Here is a 13,086-nt window from a genome sequence, read left to right as displayed (position 1 = left end):
AGAAGGGTGGAAAATATGTTATTATTATCAGAAAAAGATATAAAGAAAGTTTTTACTATGAAAGAAGCAATTGAGGCAGATAAAGTAGCCTTTAAGCTTGTAGTTGAGGACAAGGCACAAGCACCTATTAGGACAAATATACAAGCACCTAAATATGATGGAAGCTTTTTATTTATGCCAGCCTATGTGGAAGATATGGATCTTGCTTCACTAAAAATAGTTAATATTTTTCCTAGAAATATAGAAAAGGGCAAGCCAACAGCACCTGCACAAGTTTTGTTGATAGATGGAACTACTGGCGAAATCATAGCTATTCTTGATGGGACATATGTAACAAAGTTGAGAACTGGAGCAGCGTCTGGAGTGGCCTTTGATATCTTAAGTAAAAATGATTGTAAAATAGGGGCTTTAATAGGAACTGGAAGTCAGGCAGAAGCTCAACTTGAGGCAATGGTAAATGTAAGAGATCTTGATGAAGTGAGAGTTTATGACCTGAATTATGAAAGAACAGTTGATTTTGTTGAAAAGATGAGAAAAGAGCTAAGTGAATTTAGAACTAAGATAATAGCTGTAAAAATTTCTGATGAGGCAGTAGACAATGCTGACCTATTAATAACAGTAACTCCATCTACAAAGCCAGTATTTGATGGTAATAAGATTAAAAAGGGAGCAACAGTAAGTTGTGTTGGTGCATATCAACACCATATGCAAGAGATGGATCCAGTATTGCTTACAAGAGCATCAAAGATATACTTTGACTCAAAGGAAGCTGTGTTATCTGAATCGGGAGATATTCTTATACCTTTAGAAAAGGGAATAATAAGTGAAAAAGATTTTACTGGTGAAATAGGCGATGTAATATTAGGAAATGTTATATCTAGAGAAAATGATGATGAAATAATAGTATTTGAAACTGTAGGCGTTGCAACTCAGGACCTTGTAGTAGCAAATGAAATCTATAAAAAGGCACTAAAAGCAAATGTAGGTAAGATTTGGGAATAAAACAAATTTGATACATATAAATAGAAGATATTATGGATAGAAGCTATGTGAAATTTCATATAGCTTCTATTTTAATTTATAAAGCATTGAAAAATAGCCTCTTGAGTTGTATTAAAGATTGGATAAAAGAGTATAATCTCTACTTATTGTATAGGTCTTTTAAATTATGTATAATAAAGTAGATTTTAGAGAGTGAAAGGATAGAGTCTGACTTTATATAAGAGAAACTGAAGTCTATGTACTGTTTAAAGCAGATTAAAGCAGAAAATCACTTAAAATAAAGTATAAAGTTACTTAAAAGGAAAAAAGATATAAATAAAAGTAAAATTATTGGGTAGTATATAGAAGTATGGGGAAAAATTTTAAAGAATAGATATCAAAGAGTATATAGTAGAGATAAGTAAGACATATAATAAAAAAGCCTTCCTTTTAATAGATACTTGCTGATGTAGTATCATAATAGATCTCTCAGCTGTAAAGTGCTTGAAAATACTAATAAAGAGTTATATATTGAATAAAAATTCAGAAAACAAGCAAATAAATTTAATAGGCAAAGAAACTTCAAAAAAAGATAAAAAATATGACAAAAAAGCTTGCAATATCTATGTTTATTTGTTAAAATTATCTAGTACGCTTGAGAAGGCGATAAGTTTTGGGTGGATAAATTCAAAAATCGATTAAGAAATTACGACACACCCGGAACTGTGTATCGGTGTTTGATTTATCTGGCCAGGTAAATAAATCAAAAGGAGGGAAAGAAATGGCTAAGAATGAAAAGATAAGAATAAGATTGAAATCATATGATCATAAGTTATTAGATTACTCAGCTACTAAGATAGTTGAAACAGCTAAAAAAGCTGGTTCTCAGGTATCAGGTCCAATTCCTCTTCCAACAGAGAAGAAGGTTGTTACTATACTAAGAGCCGTACATATGTACAAAGACTCTAGAGAACAGTTTGAAATAAGAACTCATAAGAGACTTATTGATATAGCTAGCCCAACACCAAAGACAGTTGACTCTTTAATGAAGCTTGACTTGCCAGCTGGTGTGGACATAGAAATAAAATTATAAAAACCGCCTAAGATAGTGATATCTTAGAATGATTACTCAAAAGGGTAATCCGCTGTAAGAAAATAGGAGGTAAGAGATGAAGGGAATATTAGGAAAGAAGATAGGTATGACTCAGGTATTTACTGCTGAAGGTGTAGTAGTACCAGTAACAGTTGTAGAAGCTGGCCCAGTAGTAATCACTCAGATTAAGACAAACGAAACTGATGGTTACCAGGCAGTACAGATAGGTTTTGACGATGTAAAGGAAAAGGCACTTAACAAGCCTAAGAAGGGACATCTTGCAAAAGCTGGTGTACTTAAGAGAAGCCTAAAGGAATTTAGAGTAGACGCACTTGAAGGATATGAAGTAGGTCAGGAATTAAAGGCTGACGTATTTGCTGAAGGTGACATGATAGATGTATCTGGTATATCAAAAGGTAAGGGATTCCAGGGACCAATAAAGAGACATGGACAGAGTAGAGGTCCAGAAACTCATGGTTCTAGATACCATAGAAGACCAGGTGCCATGGCTGCTTGTGCTTATCCGGGTAGAGTATTTAAGAACAAGAAGCTTGCAGGACACATGGGAAGTGTAAAAGTAACAGTAAAGAATCTTGAAGTAGTTAAGGTAGATGCTGAAAAGAATCTTTTATTAATAAAAGGCGCTATTCCTGGTGCTAAGGGTTCAACAGTGACTGTTAAATCAGCACTTGGCTCTAACTAATCACTAAAGGAAAGGAGGATTAACAATGCCAAAAATTAATGTATTAAACGTATCAGGCCAGAATGTTGGTGAAATTGAATTAAATGATTCAATATTTAATATAGAGGTTAACGAACACGTTCTTTACGAAGCCGTAAAGTGCCAGTTAGCTAATAGAAGACAAGGTACTCAGTCTACAAAGACTAGAGCAGAAGTTAGAGGTGGCGGAAGAAAGCCATGGAGACAGAAGGGTACTGGTAGAGCTAGACATGGTTCTACAAGATCTATCATATGGGTAGGCGGTGGAGTTGCATTTGCACCAAAGCCAAGAGATTATAGCTACTCACTACCAAAGAAGGTTAGAAGACTTGCTTTAAAGTCAGCTTTATCTTCAAAGGTACAGGACAATGAAATGATCGTAGTTGATGAAATAGCTTTTGAAGCTCCAAAGACTAAGGAAATGATGAACTTATTTAAGAACGTTAATTCAGCAAAGAAGACTTTAGTTGTTACTGCTGACAATGACGTAAATGTTGTTAAGTCTGTAAGAAATATAGAAGGTGCTAATGTTTGTCACGTAAGCACACTAAATGTTTATGACATACTAAACTGTGACTCATTCATCATAACTAAGGATGCAGTTAAGAAAGTGGAGGAGGTGTACGCGTAATGACAAATCCACATGATATAATCATAAAGCCAGTCGTTACTGAACAGTCAATGACTGAAATGGGAAATAAGAAATACACTTTTATTGTTGCTAAGAATGCAAACAAGACAGAAGTTAAAAAAGCAGTAGAAAAGATTTTTGACGTTAAAGTAGCAGGAGTAAATACTCTAAACTATGACGGAAAGATGAAGAGAATGGGAAGAACAGCTGGAAAGACTGCAAGTTTTAAGAAGGCTGTTGTTAAGCTTACTGAAGAAAGTAAGGACATCGAATTCTTCACAGAAATGTAATTAGAATAGAAAAAAGGAGGATATTATAATGGCTATTAAAAAGTTTAAACCAACTTCTCCTGCCCTAAGACAGATGACAGTATTAAAGTCTGATGAAATCACATGCAACAAGCCAGAAAAGTCACTTCTTGTAAGCGTTAAGAAGAATGCTGGTAGAAATGTTCACGGAAAGATAACTGTTCGTCATAAAGGTGGCGGAAATAAGAGAAAGTATAGACTAATAGATTTTAAGAGAAACAAAGACGGTATACCAGCTAAGGTTGCCACAATAGAATATGATCCAAACAGAACAGCTAATATAGCACTTTTACACTATGCAGATGGTGAAAAGAGATATATACTAGCTCCAGTAGGAATAAAGGTTGGAGATACTGTTCTTTCAGGAGCAGGTGCAGATATCAAGCCAGGTAACTGCCTACAATTAAAGGATATTCCACTAGGTACATCTGTTCATAATGTAGAGCTAAAGGCAGGCAAGGGCGGTCAGTTAGTTAGAACTGCTGGTGCTGATGCTCAGTTGATGGCAAAGGAAAATGGAAAAGCACTTCTTAAGTTACCATCAGGTGAAAAGAGATACGTAAGTATCAACTGTAGAGCTACAGTAGGTCAGGTTGGTAATATAGAATACGGAAACGTAGTAGTTGGTAAGGCTGGTAGAAAGAGACATATGGGTGTTAGACCTACAGTAAGAGGTTCTGTAATGAATCCTAACGACCATCCACACGGTGGTGGTGAAGGTAGAACTCCAATAGGTATGCCATCACCAGTTACTCCATGGGGTAAACCAGCTCTTGGATACAAGACTAGAAAGAAAAATAAGGCTTCTAATAAGCAAATAGTATCTAGAAGAACTAAGTAATAGATTTAATTTACTCAGGAAGGAGGAATATTAATGTCAAGATCAACAAAGAAGGGACCTTTCGTCCATGCAGGACTATTAAGAAAGGTTGAAGCTATGAATGCTAGTGGAAATAAGGAAGTTATAAAGACTTGGTCTAGAACTTCTACTATATACCCACAGTTCGTTGAACATACAATAGCGATTCATGATGGAAGAAGACATATACCAGTATATATCACAGAAGATATGGTTGGACATAAATTGGGAGAATTCGTTCCTACAAGAACTTTTAGAGGTCACAAGGACGATGAAAAATCTTCAAAGAGAAAATAACTAATTGAAGGTGAAAGGAGGATTATCAATGGAAGCAAAAGCTACAGCTAAATTTGTGCGTGTATCATCTAGAAAAGCTGGACAGATATGCGACTTAGTTAGAGGAAAAGATATAAATGAAGCACTGGCTATACTAAAGTTCACACCAAGATATGCATCTGAAATAGTTGCAAAGGTAGTGAAGTCAGCTGCTGCAAATGCTGAAAACAACCACGAAATGGATGCAGATAAGTTATATATAGCATCTATAGTTGCTAACCAGGGGCCTACAATGAAGAGATTCATGCCAAGAGCACAGGGTAGAGCAACTGCAATCAGAAAAAGAACATCTCATATAGAGGTAGTTGTTAAAGAGAGAGAAAACTAATAAAAAGGAGGGACACAAATGGGTCAGAAGGTAAATCCACACGGCTTTAGAGTCGGTGTAATTAAAGATTGGGACTCAAGATGGTTCGCTAATGATAGAAAAGAGTTCGGCGAGTTCATAAAAGAAGATTATGTTTTGAGAACTTACTTAAAGAAAGAATTGTACTCATCAGGATTATCAAAGATCGAAATAGAAAGATCTGCTAATAAGATAAAGATGGACCTACATGTTGCAAAGCCAGGTGTTGTAATAGGTAAGGGAGGAGCTCAGATAGAAGCTCTTAAGACTAAGTTAGAAAAGATGACTGGTAAAAAGGTTATATTAAACATAATAGAAGTTAGAAATATAGATAAGGACGCTCAGTTAGTAGCTGAAAACATAGCACAGGCAATAGAAAGAAGAATTGCATTTAGAAGAGCTATGAAGCAGTCAGTTGGTAGAACTATGAAGTCAGGAGCTAAGGGTATTAAGGTAATAGCATCTGGTAGATTAGGTGGAGCAGAAATGGCTAGAACTGAAGGATATAGTGAAGGTAATGTACCTCTACAGACATTAAGATCTGATATAGACTACGGTTTTGCTGAAGCTAACACTACTTACGGTAAGATAGGTATAAAGGTTTGGATCTGCAACGGTGAAATTCTTCCAGGTAGAAATGTTTCTATTGAAAGAGAAGAAAACAAGGCCGATAGAAGAAGAGATAACAAAAAGGGCAGAGGAAACGATAGAAGAGGAAGAAACAACGATAGAAGAAATAATGATAGAAGAAATAATAATAGAGGTCCTAAAAACAACTCAAGAAGAGACGATAAGTAGGATCAATTTAGTTCGGAAGGAGGAAACAACTCATGTTAATGCCAAAGAGAGTAAAGCATCGTAGAGTTCACAGAGGTAGATTAACTGGTAAGGCAAATAAGGGTAATAAGGTTACTTATGGTGAATATGGATTAGTTGCATTAGAACCAACTTGGATCACTGCAAATCAGATAGAAGCTGCCAGAATCGCGATGACAAGATATATAAAAAGAGGTGGTCAGGTTTGGATCAAAATCTTCCCACACAAGCCAATAACTAGAAAGCCTGCAGAAACTCGTATGGGTGCTGGTAAGGGTGCTCCAGAATATTGGGTAGCAATAGTTAAGCCAGGTAGAGTAATGTTTGAGCTAGCTGGTGTACCAGAAAGTAGAGCAAGAGAAGCAATGAGACTTGCTGCACACAAACTACCAATCAAGTGTAAGTTTGTTAAGAAAGAAGATTTAGAGAAGGTAGGTGAATAGGATGAAAGCTAAAGAGTTAAGAAATCTATCAACAGAAGAACTTTTATCAAAACTAGACGAATTTAAGAGTGAATTATTTAGCTTAAGATTCCAATTAGCTACTGGTCAGTTACAGAATACAGCTAGAATAAAAACTGTTAAGAAGGACATAGCGAAAGTTAAGACTGTTCTTACAGAGAGAAAGTTAAACGAAGCTAGAGCTTAATATTGGAAGAAGGAGGCTTTATAGGCATGGAAAGAAATAGTAGAAAAGTTAGAATAGGCCGTGTTGTAAGTGATAAGATGGATAAGACTGTTGTTGTTGCTTGCGAAAATTTCGTAAAACATCCACTTTACAACAAGCGTGTTAAGAGAACAAAGAAGTATAAGGCGCATGACGAAATGAACATGTGTAATACAGGCGATAGAGTTAAAATAATGGAAACTAGACCTTTATCTAAGGACAAGAGATTCAGAGTCGTTGAAATAATAGAGAAGGTAAAATAGTTTTTACAAAAAGGAGGAATTGCTATGATACAGCAGGAAACACGTTTAAAAGTAGCTGATAACTCAGGTGCTAGAGAACTTTTATGCATACGTGTTCTTGGTGGTACTAGAAGAAAGTACGCCAACATAGGTGACGTAATAGTTGCGACAGTAAAGAGTGCAACACCAGGCGGAGTTGTAAAAAAAGGTAAGATAGTAAAAGCTGTTGTAGTTAGAACAAAGCAGGGAATGAGACGTGATGATGGTAGCTATATTTCATTTGATGAAAATGCTGCAGTTATAATAAAGGATGATAAGACACCAGTAGGTACTCGTATATTTGGACCTGTTGCGAGAGAGTTAAGAGACAATGATTACATGAAGATAGTTTCTCTTGCTCCAGAAGTACTATAATTGATTGATAGAGGAGGTGCAATAGATCGATGATGCGCGTAAAGAAAGGCGACACTGTAGTAGTTATAGCAGGTAAGGATAAGGGAAAGAAGGGCTTAGTACAGAACGTAGACACTAAGAAGGAAAGAGTATTAGTTGAAGGAATAAACGTAGTAACTAAGCACAATAAGCCATCTGCTACTAACCCACAGGGTGGTATAACAACTAAGGAAGCTCCTATACATATATCAAATGTAATGCCATTTGACCCAGAAACATCTAAGGGTGTAAGAGTTAGATACGAAGTTAAAGACGGAAAAAAAGTAAGAGTATCAGCTAAGAGCGGAAAAGAAATATAAATAACAATCGAAAGGAGGTAATATAATGACTTCAAGATTACAAGAAAAATATAATAAAGAAGTTGCTCCAGCTTTAATGGAGAAATTTGGATATAAAAATATTATGGAAATACCAAAGCTTGAAAAGATAGTAATAAACATCGGTGTTGGTGAAGCTAAGGAAAACTCTAAGTCTTTAGAAAAGGCTGTAGAAGAACTAGAAATGATCTCAGGACAGAGACCAATTACTACTAGAGCTAGAAAGTCAGTAGCGAACTTCAAGTTAAGAGAAGATATGCCAATCGGTACAAAGGTTACTTTAAGAAGTGACAAGATGTACTATTTCATGGATAAACTAGTTTCAGTTTCTCTACCAAGAGTTAGAGACTTTAGAGGTGTAAACCCTAATTCATTTGACGGAAGAGGTAACTATGCACTAGGAATAAAGGAACAACTTATATTCCCAGAAATAGAATACGATAAGGTTGACAAGGTAAGAGGAATGGACATAATCTTCGTAACAACTGCAAAGACAGATGAAGAAGCTCGTGAACTAATAAAATTATTAGGAATGCCATTTTCTAAGTAGGTAAAGGAGGGATTCACGTGGCTAGAAAAGCAATGAAAGTAAAGCAGCAGAGAACACAGAAGTATAAGACTAGAGAATATACAAGATGCTCAATATGTGGAAGACCACATTCAGTACTAAAAGATTTCGGTATTTGCCGTATATGCTTTAGAGAATTAGCATACAAGGGTCAGATACCTGGCGTTAGAAAATCAAGTTGGTAAAATATAGACAGATATAAGTCGGAAGGAGGATTTTATTATGACAATGACAGATCCAATCGCAGATATGCTTACAAGAGTAAGAAATGCTAACTCTGTTAAGCATGACACTGTTGATGTACCTGCTTCTAGTATAAAGAAAGAACTAGCTAGAATACTTCTTGAAGAAGGATTCGTAAGAGGTTATGACGTAATAGAAGACGGAAAGCAAGGAATAATAAGAATACAGCTTAAGTACGGACAAGAAGGTGAAAGAGTAATCTCAGGATTAAAGAGAATCTCTAAGCCAGGAATGAGAATATATGCAAACTCAGAAGAATTACCAAAAGTATTAAACGGACTAGGTATTGCAGTAATATCTACATCACATGGTATCTTAACTGATAAGCAAGCAAGACAAAAAAATGTTGGTGGAGAAGTAATCTGCTACGTTTGGTAAAATTTCTTATACGCAAGGAGGTGTAATAATGTCAAGAATAGGTTTAAAGCCAATTGAAGTTCCAGCAGGTGTTGAAGTTACTATCGCTGAAGACAACGTAGTAACAGTAAAGGGCCCTAAGGGAACATTAACAGAAGAATTAAGCAATGAAATGATAATAAAGAAAGAAGAAAATATTATAGTAGTTGAAAGACCTACAGATAACAAGAAGCACAAGAGTCTTCACGGCCTTACAAGAACACTTATCGACAATATGGTAGTAGGTGTATCTGAAGGATTCGAAAAGAAGCTAGAAGTTAAGGGTGTTGGTTATAAGTGTGCTAAGCAGGGCAAGAAGCTAGTTATGCACTTAGGATTCTCTCATGAAGTTATAATGGAAGATCCAGAAGGTATCACTACTGAAGTTCCAAACCAGTTAGAAATAGTTATAAAGGGTGCTGATAAGCAGGCTGTTGGTAACTATGCCGCTAAGATAAGAGCTTGGAGAAAGCCTGAGCCATACAAAGGCAAGGGAATCAAGTACAGTGGAGAACACATTGTACGTAAGGAAGGTAAGACTGGTAAGAAGTAAAAATTGACGAAAGGAGTGAATACTTATGTTCAAGAAGATAGATAAGAATGCAAACAGAATTGCTAGACATAAGAGAGTTAGAAGAAAAGTTACAGGAACAGCTGAAAGACCAAGATTAAGTGTTTTCAGAAGTTCTAATAATATATACGCTCAGATTATTGATGATGTAAACAGAGTAACTCTTGTAGCTGCTTCATCACTTGAAGATGCTATAAAGGGTTCTGTATCAAGCACAGGAAACAAAGACGCTGCTAGAAAAGTTGGAGAATTAGTAGCAAAGAAAGCCGCTGAAAAGGGTATAACAGAAGTTGTATTTGATAGAGGCGGATATATTTACCATGGAAGAATATTAGAACTAGCTGAAGGCGCAAGAGAAGCTGGCCTTAAGTTCTAGTTAAAGAAGGAGGAAAAATATGCTACATAGAAAGCCTATAGATGCATCTCAATTCGAATTAGAAGAGAGAGTTATTGAAATTAGACGTGTTGCTAAGGTTGTAAAGGGCGGTAGAAATTTTAGATTCGCTGCACTAGTAGTTGTTGGAGATGGCAACGGACACGTTGGTATAGGATCAGGTAAAGCGATGGAAGTTCCAGATTCTATAAAGAAGGCAGTAGAAGATGCTAGAAAGAATTTAATAGAAGTACCAAGAGTTGGAACAACTGTACCTCACGAGGTAGTTGGACACTTCGGTGCTGGTAATATACTAATAAAGCCTGCTAAGCAGGGTACAGGAGTTCTTGCTGGTGGACCAGTCAGAGCCGTACTAGAATTAGCTGGTGTTATGGACGTTAGAGCTAAGTCAACTGGTTCAAACAATCCAAGAAATATGGTTAACGCTACAATAGCAGGCCTAAGAGACCTTAAGACAGCAGAATCTATTGCTAGATTAAGAGGAAAGAAAGTAGAAGATCTACTAGGATAATAATAGGAGGTTCAAAATGTCTAAGATACAGATAAAGTTAGTTAGAAGCGTTATAGGAACTACTCCTAAGCAAAGAAAGAATGTCGAAGCTCTTGGTCTAAAGAAGAGAGAATCAGTAGTAGTAAAAGAAGATAACGCTCAAATAAGAGGAATGATTAATAAGGTAAGCCACCTTGTTGAAGTAACAGAAATAGCTGAATAATAGATTTAAGTAAGAAGGAGGTGCGACATAATGAAGTTACATGAGTTAAAACCTGCCAAGGGTGCTGTAAAAGCAAAGAGAAGACTAGGTAGAGGTACAGCTACTGGCCAGGGTAAGACATCTGGTCGTGGTCAGAAAGGTCAGTGGTCAAGATCTGGCGGTGGAGTTAGAATAGGTTTCGAAGGTGGACAGATGCCACTTGCTAGAAGACTACCTAAGAGAGGATTCACTAATATATTCAAGAAAGAATATTCAACAGTGAATGTAGAAACTCTTAACAAGTTTGAAGCTGGAACAGTAATCGATGCTGAACTATTAAAGAATACTAAGGTTATCTCTAAGATCGAAAAGGACGGACTTAAGATTTTAGGTAATGGTAACTTAGATAAGGCTTTAACAGTAAAGGCAGCTAAGTTTACAGGATCTGCAAAGGATAAGATCGTAAACGCTGGCGGACAAGTAGAGGAAATATAATCCCTAATATTTTGAAGGGGTGATAATATTGATAAATAAGTTAAAACAAGCTTTTCAAGTAAAAGAAATTAGAAAGAAACTGACATTTACATTTTTAATGGTAGTAGTATTCAGAATGGGAACAACAATTCCAGTTCCAGGTATTGATACTTCAATTATAAAAAACATGGTTGAAAACAACTCTTTACTGGGATTATACAATATGTTCTCAGGTGGTGCATTTAGTAACTTTACTATATTTGCTCTAGGAATAGGACCATACATCACTGCTTCCATTATAATTCAGTTATTAACTGCAGGATTTGAAAGTTTGAAAGAGCTTCAGAAATCAGGTGAAGAAGGTAAGAAGAAGATTAGTAAATATACTAGACTTACTGCCTTAGCACTTGCTATTATACAGGCTGTAGGTATTACACTTGGTATAGTAAGAAGTGCCTTGAAAGTAAATAGCTCATTTTTCATATTCACTGTTATCATAACATTGGTTGCAGGCAGTATGATGGTAATGTGGTTAGGTGATAGAATTACTGAAAAAGGAATTGGTAACGGAAGTTCAATATTGATCTTTGTCGGTATCATATCTAGATTGCCGGTAGATATTATAGCAATCCAAGAAAAAGCTTCAATAGGAGCTTTGAAATGGCCAGCTATAGTAACTGTAATAGTAGTTGTTTTAATAACTATAACAGGAGTTACATTTATTAATGAATCTACTAGAAAAATACCGGTACAGTATGCAAAGCGTGTTGTAGGAAGAAAGATGTACGGTGGAGAGAGCTCTCATATACCTATGAAGGTAAACCAGTCTGGTGTAATGCCAATCATCTTTGCTAGTTCAATACTGGCACTTCCACAGACGATAGCACTGCTAGGAGGACCTAAGGTTCAAGCAGCAGTAAATTCATTCTTTAATTTAGCTACAGATAAAGGATTTTGGACTTACAGAATAGTGGAGATAGTATTGATCGTATTATTCTCTTACTTCTATAATACAATTTCTTTTAATACTGAAGATATAACTAAGAATATGAAAAATAGTGGTGGATTTATACCAGGTATTAGACCAGGAAATCCTACCGAAAAATATTTAAATGGAATACTATCTAAGTTAACTATAGTAGGTGCAGCGTTTTTAGGTATTATGGCATTAATTCCTGCGCTGATTACACACTATATGCACATACCGGTGAACTTTGGTGGTACATCACTTCTTATCGTAGTCGGTGTTGCATTAGAACTTAAGAGACAATTGGAATCAAATCTTGTAATGAAAAATTATCAAGGTTTCCTAAAATAATTTTGGAGATGATAAATATGAAAATAATATTACTTGGACCTCCTGGTGCAGGGAAAGGTACTCAGGCTGCTAATATAGTAGACACTTACGGAGTACCACACATCTCAACAGGGGACATATTTAGAAAGAATATCAAGGAAGGCACAGAGCTTGGTAAGAAGGCTCAGGAATATATCAATCAGGGCAAGCTTGTTCCAGATGAATTGACATGCGGACTTGTAGCGTCAAGAATATCTGAAGATGACTGTAAAGATGGTTTCATGCTAGACGGATTCCCAAGAAATATTTTTCAGGCAGAATACTTAAACAAGTATCTTACTGAAAATAACGTAGCTCTTGACAAGGTTATTAACATAGAAGTTGATTCTGAGTTATTAATTGAAAGAGCTTGCGGAAGAAGAATTTGTAAAAACTGTGGTGCAACTTATCACATCAAATTCAATCCAAGTAAGAAAGATGGAATCTGTGATGTTTGTCAATCAGCTCTTACACAGAGACCAGATGACAATGAAGAAACAGTTTCTCAGAGAATACAAGTTTATTTATCTGAAACAAAACCACTTGTTGACTACTACACTGAAAAGAATGTAATAGCTAACATAAATGGTAATCAGGATATTAATAAGGTTTTTGAAGATATTAAAGCTGCGTTAGCTTAGTT

Annotated in this window: 25 protein-coding genes; all 25 read left to right on the top strand. The window is 35.9% G+C overall.

Going from position 1 to position 13,086, the window contains the following annotated elements:
- The first annotated feature begins 15 nt into the window (after window positions 1–15).
- The 25 genes from UF10_RS06495 to UF10_RS06380 all read left to right on the top strand — a co-directional run bounded on the left by UF10_RS06495 (window position 16) and on the right by UF10_RS06380 (window position 13,084).
- Window positions 16–1,002: an ornithine cyclodeaminase family protein gene (locus UF10_RS06495; RefSeq protein ID WP_106777010.1), complete on the top strand. Its 987-nt coding sequence runs from the start codon at window positions 16–18 to the stop codon at window positions 1,000–1,002.
- A gap of 510 nt (window positions 1,003–1,512) precedes the next feature.
- Window positions 1,513–1,683 carry a hypothetical protein gene (locus tag UF10_RS09245; protein WP_170062461.1) on the top strand — a complete coding sequence of 57 codons (171 nt, stop codon included), beginning with the start codon at window positions 1,513–1,515 and terminating at the stop codon, window positions 1,681–1,683.
- A gap of 79 nt (window positions 1,684–1,762) precedes the next feature.
- Complete coding sequence (rpsJ, locus tag UF10_RS06490) at window positions 1,763–2,074, top strand: 30S ribosomal protein S10 (RefSeq protein ID WP_106777009.1); 312 nt, start codon at window positions 1,763–1,765, stop codon at window positions 2,072–2,074.
- A gap of 76 nt (window positions 2,075–2,150) precedes the next feature.
- Window positions 2,151–2,777, top strand: a complete 627-nt coding sequence (gene rplC / locus UF10_RS06485; protein ID WP_106777008.1) for a 50S ribosomal protein L3 — start codon at window positions 2,151–2,153, stop codon at window positions 2,775–2,777.
- A gap of 25 nt (window positions 2,778–2,802) precedes the next feature.
- Window positions 2,803–3,426, top strand: coding sequence for a 50S ribosomal protein L4 (gene rplD, locus UF10_RS06480; RefSeq protein WP_106777007.1), 624 nt, complete (start codon window positions 2,803–2,805; stop codon window positions 3,424–3,426).
- Complete coding sequence (rplW, locus tag UF10_RS06475) at window positions 3,426–3,716, top strand: 50S ribosomal protein L23 (protein WP_106777006.1); 291 nt, start codon at window positions 3,426–3,428, stop codon at window positions 3,714–3,716. Before rplD ends, rplW begins: the two co-directional genes overlap by 1 nt.
- Window positions 3,717–3,744: 28 nt before the next feature.
- Entirely contained in the window at window positions 3,745–4,575 is an 831-nt protein-coding gene (rplB, locus tag UF10_RS06470; RefSeq protein ID WP_106777005.1) for a 50S ribosomal protein L2, read from the top strand.
- 33 nt (window positions 4,576–4,608) lie between these two features.
- Entirely contained in the window at window positions 4,609–4,890 is a 282-nt protein-coding gene (gene rpsS, locus UF10_RS06465) for a 30S ribosomal protein S19 (RefSeq protein WP_106777004.1), read from the top strand.
- Window positions 4,891–4,918: 28 nt separating this feature from the next.
- Window positions 4,919–5,257, top strand: a complete 339-nt coding sequence (gene rplV, locus UF10_RS06460; protein WP_106777003.1) for a 50S ribosomal protein L22 — start codon at window positions 4,919–4,921, stop codon at window positions 5,255–5,257.
- 18 nt (window positions 5,258–5,275) lie between these two features.
- Window positions 5,276–6,073 (top strand): 30S ribosomal protein S3, encoded by a 798-nt coding sequence (rpsC, locus tag UF10_RS06455; protein WP_106777002.1) that lies wholly within the window; start codon window positions 5,276–5,278, stop codon window positions 6,071–6,073.
- A gap of 32 nt (window positions 6,074–6,105) precedes the next feature.
- Window positions 6,106–6,534, top strand: a complete 429-nt coding sequence (gene rplP, locus UF10_RS06450; protein WP_106777001.1) for a 50S ribosomal protein L16 — start codon at window positions 6,106–6,108, stop codon at window positions 6,532–6,534.
- 1 nt (window position 6,535) lies between these two features.
- On the top strand, window positions 6,536–6,739 hold the full coding sequence (rpmC, locus tag UF10_RS06445) for a 50S ribosomal protein L29 (protein ID WP_106777000.1): 204 nt from the start codon (window positions 6,536–6,538) through the stop codon (window positions 6,737–6,739).
- Between the two features lie 26 nt (window positions 6,740–6,765).
- On the top strand, window positions 6,766–7,020 hold the full coding sequence (rpsQ, locus tag UF10_RS06440; protein WP_106776999.1) for a 30S ribosomal protein S17: 255 nt from the start codon (window positions 6,766–6,768) through the stop codon (window positions 7,018–7,020).
- A 24-nt stretch (window positions 7,021–7,044) separates the two neighbouring features.
- Complete coding sequence (gene rplN / locus UF10_RS06435; protein ID WP_106776998.1) at window positions 7,045–7,413, top strand: 50S ribosomal protein L14; 369 nt, start codon at window positions 7,045–7,047, stop codon at window positions 7,411–7,413.
- A gap of 32 nt (window positions 7,414–7,445) precedes the next feature.
- Window positions 7,446–7,751, top strand: a complete 306-nt coding sequence (gene rplX, locus UF10_RS06430; protein ID WP_106777037.1) for a 50S ribosomal protein L24 — start codon at window positions 7,446–7,448, stop codon at window positions 7,749–7,751.
- A 25-nt stretch (window positions 7,752–7,776) separates the two neighbouring features.
- Window positions 7,777–8,319, top strand: coding sequence for a 50S ribosomal protein L5 (gene rplE, locus UF10_RS06425; protein ID WP_106776997.1), 543 nt, complete (start codon window positions 7,777–7,779; stop codon window positions 8,317–8,319).
- Window positions 8,320–8,336: 17 nt separating this feature from the next.
- Window positions 8,337–8,522 carry a type Z 30S ribosomal protein S14 gene (locus UF10_RS06420; RefSeq protein ID WP_106776996.1) on the top strand — a complete coding sequence of 62 codons (186 nt, stop codon included), beginning with the start codon at window positions 8,337–8,339 and terminating at the stop codon, window positions 8,520–8,522.
- A 37-nt stretch (window positions 8,523–8,559) separates the two neighbouring features.
- On the top strand, window positions 8,560–8,958 hold the full coding sequence (gene rpsH, locus UF10_RS06415) for a 30S ribosomal protein S8 (protein WP_106776995.1): 399 nt from the start codon (window positions 8,560–8,562) through the stop codon (window positions 8,956–8,958).
- A gap of 28 nt (window positions 8,959–8,986) precedes the next feature.
- Complete coding sequence (gene rplF / locus UF10_RS06410) at window positions 8,987–9,529, top strand: 50S ribosomal protein L6 (protein WP_106776994.1); 543 nt, start codon at window positions 8,987–8,989, stop codon at window positions 9,527–9,529.
- Between the two features lie 25 nt (window positions 9,530–9,554).
- A complete protein-coding gene (gene rplR, locus UF10_RS06405) occupies window positions 9,555–9,923 on the top strand; it encodes a 50S ribosomal protein L18 (protein WP_106776993.1) in 369 nt (122 codons plus the stop codon).
- Between the two features lie 19 nt (window positions 9,924–9,942).
- Complete coding sequence (rpsE, locus tag UF10_RS06400; RefSeq protein ID WP_106776992.1) at window positions 9,943–10,452, top strand: 30S ribosomal protein S5; 510 nt, start codon at window positions 9,943–9,945, stop codon at window positions 10,450–10,452.
- Between the two features lie 16 nt (window positions 10,453–10,468).
- Entirely contained in the window at window positions 10,469–10,654 is a 186-nt protein-coding gene (gene rpmD, locus UF10_RS06395; protein WP_106776991.1) for a 50S ribosomal protein L30, read from the top strand.
- A gap of 30 nt (window positions 10,655–10,684) precedes the next feature.
- Window positions 10,685–11,128, top strand: a complete 444-nt coding sequence (rplO, locus tag UF10_RS06390) for a 50S ribosomal protein L15 (protein WP_106776990.1) — start codon at window positions 10,685–10,687, stop codon at window positions 11,126–11,128.
- A 28-nt stretch (window positions 11,129–11,156) separates the two neighbouring features.
- A complete protein-coding gene (secY, locus tag UF10_RS06385) occupies window positions 11,157–12,425 on the top strand; it encodes a preprotein translocase subunit SecY (RefSeq protein ID WP_106776989.1) in 1,269 nt (422 codons plus the stop codon).
- A 17-nt stretch (window positions 12,426–12,442) separates the two neighbouring features.
- Window positions 12,443–13,084: an adenylate kinase gene (locus UF10_RS06380; protein ID WP_106776988.1), complete on the top strand. Its 642-nt coding sequence runs from the start codon at window positions 12,443–12,445 to the stop codon at window positions 13,082–13,084.
- The last annotated feature ends 2 nt before the right edge of the window (window positions 13,085–13,086 follow it).

The sequence above is a fragment of the Peptostreptococcus russellii genome (genome assembly GCF_003012055.1).
Classification (GTDB): Bacteria; Bacillota; Clostridia; order Peptostreptococcales; family Peptostreptococcaceae; genus Peptostreptococcus; species Peptostreptococcus russellii.
Note: the sequence above shows the minus strand (reverse complement) of the source record. Positions and strands in the feature narration are given on the sequence as shown.

Excerpts from the sequence above, each read along its gene's own strand:
- rplC (WP_106777008.1), top strand. The coding sequence starts at position 2,151 with ATGAAGGGAATATTAGGAAAGAAGATAGGTATGACTCAGGTATTTACT.
- rplV (WP_106777003.1), top strand. The coding sequence starts at position 4,919 with ATGGAAGCAAAAGCTACAGCTAAATTTGTGCGTGTATCATCTAGAAAA.
- rplP (WP_106777001.1), top strand. The coding sequence starts at position 6,106 with ATGTTAATGCCAAAGAGAGTAAAGCATCGTAGAGTTCACAGAGGTAGA.
- rpsH (WP_106776995.1), top strand. The coding sequence starts at position 8,560 with ATGACAATGACAGATCCAATCGCAGATATGCTTACAAGAGTAAGAAAT.
- rplW (WP_106777006.1), top strand. The coding sequence starts at position 3,426 with ATGACAAATCCACATGATATAATCATAAAGCCAGTCGTTACTGAACAG.
- rplO (WP_106776990.1), top strand. The coding sequence starts at position 10,685 with ATGAAGTTACATGAGTTAAAACCTGCCAAGGGTGCTGTAAAAGCAAAG.
- rplX (WP_106777037.1), top strand. The coding sequence starts at position 7,446 with ATGCGCGTAAAGAAAGGCGACACTGTAGTAGTTATAGCAGGTAAGGAT.
- rplF (WP_106776994.1), top strand. The coding sequence starts at position 8,987 with ATGTCAAGAATAGGTTTAAAGCCAATTGAAGTTCCAGCAGGTGTTGAA.
- rpsE (WP_106776992.1), top strand. The coding sequence starts at position 9,943 with ATGCTACATAGAAAGCCTATAGATGCATCTCAATTCGAATTAGAAGAG.
- rpsQ (WP_106776999.1), top strand. The coding sequence starts at position 6,766 with ATGGAAAGAAATAGTAGAAAAGTTAGAATAGGCCGTGTTGTAAGTGAT.
- rpsJ (WP_106777009.1), top strand. The coding sequence starts at position 1,763 with ATGGCTAAGAATGAAAAGATAAGAATAAGATTGAAATCATATGATCAT.
- rplR (WP_106776993.1), top strand. The coding sequence starts at position 9,555 with ATGTTCAAGAAGATAGATAAGAATGCAAACAGAATTGCTAGACATAAG.
- rplB (WP_106777005.1), top strand. The coding sequence starts at position 3,745 with ATGGCTATTAAAAAGTTTAAACCAACTTCTCCTGCCCTAAGACAGATG.
- UF10_RS06380 (WP_106776988.1), top strand. The coding sequence starts at position 12,443 with ATGAAAATAATATTACTTGGACCTCCTGGTGCAGGGAAAGGTACTCAG.
- rplN (WP_106776998.1), top strand. The coding sequence starts at position 7,045 with ATGATACAGCAGGAAACACGTTTAAAAGTAGCTGATAACTCAGGTGCT.
- rpmC (WP_106777000.1), top strand. The coding sequence starts at position 6,536 with ATGAAAGCTAAAGAGTTAAGAAATCTATCAACAGAAGAACTTTTATCA.
- rplD (WP_106777007.1), top strand. The coding sequence starts at position 2,803 with ATGCCAAAAATTAATGTATTAAACGTATCAGGCCAGAATGTTGGTGAA.
- rplE (WP_106776997.1), top strand. The coding sequence starts at position 7,777 with ATGACTTCAAGATTACAAGAAAAATATAATAAAGAAGTTGCTCCAGCT.
- rpsS (WP_106777004.1), top strand. The coding sequence starts at position 4,609 with ATGTCAAGATCAACAAAGAAGGGACCTTTCGTCCATGCAGGACTATTA.
- UF10_RS06495 (WP_106777010.1), top strand. The coding sequence starts at position 16 with ATGTTATTATTATCAGAAAAAGATATAAAGAAAGTTTTTACTATGAAA.
- rpsC (WP_106777002.1), top strand. The coding sequence starts at position 5,276 with ATGGGTCAGAAGGTAAATCCACACGGCTTTAGAGTCGGTGTAATTAAA.
- rpmD (WP_106776991.1), top strand. The coding sequence starts at position 10,469 with ATGTCTAAGATACAGATAAAGTTAGTTAGAAGCGTTATAGGAACTACT.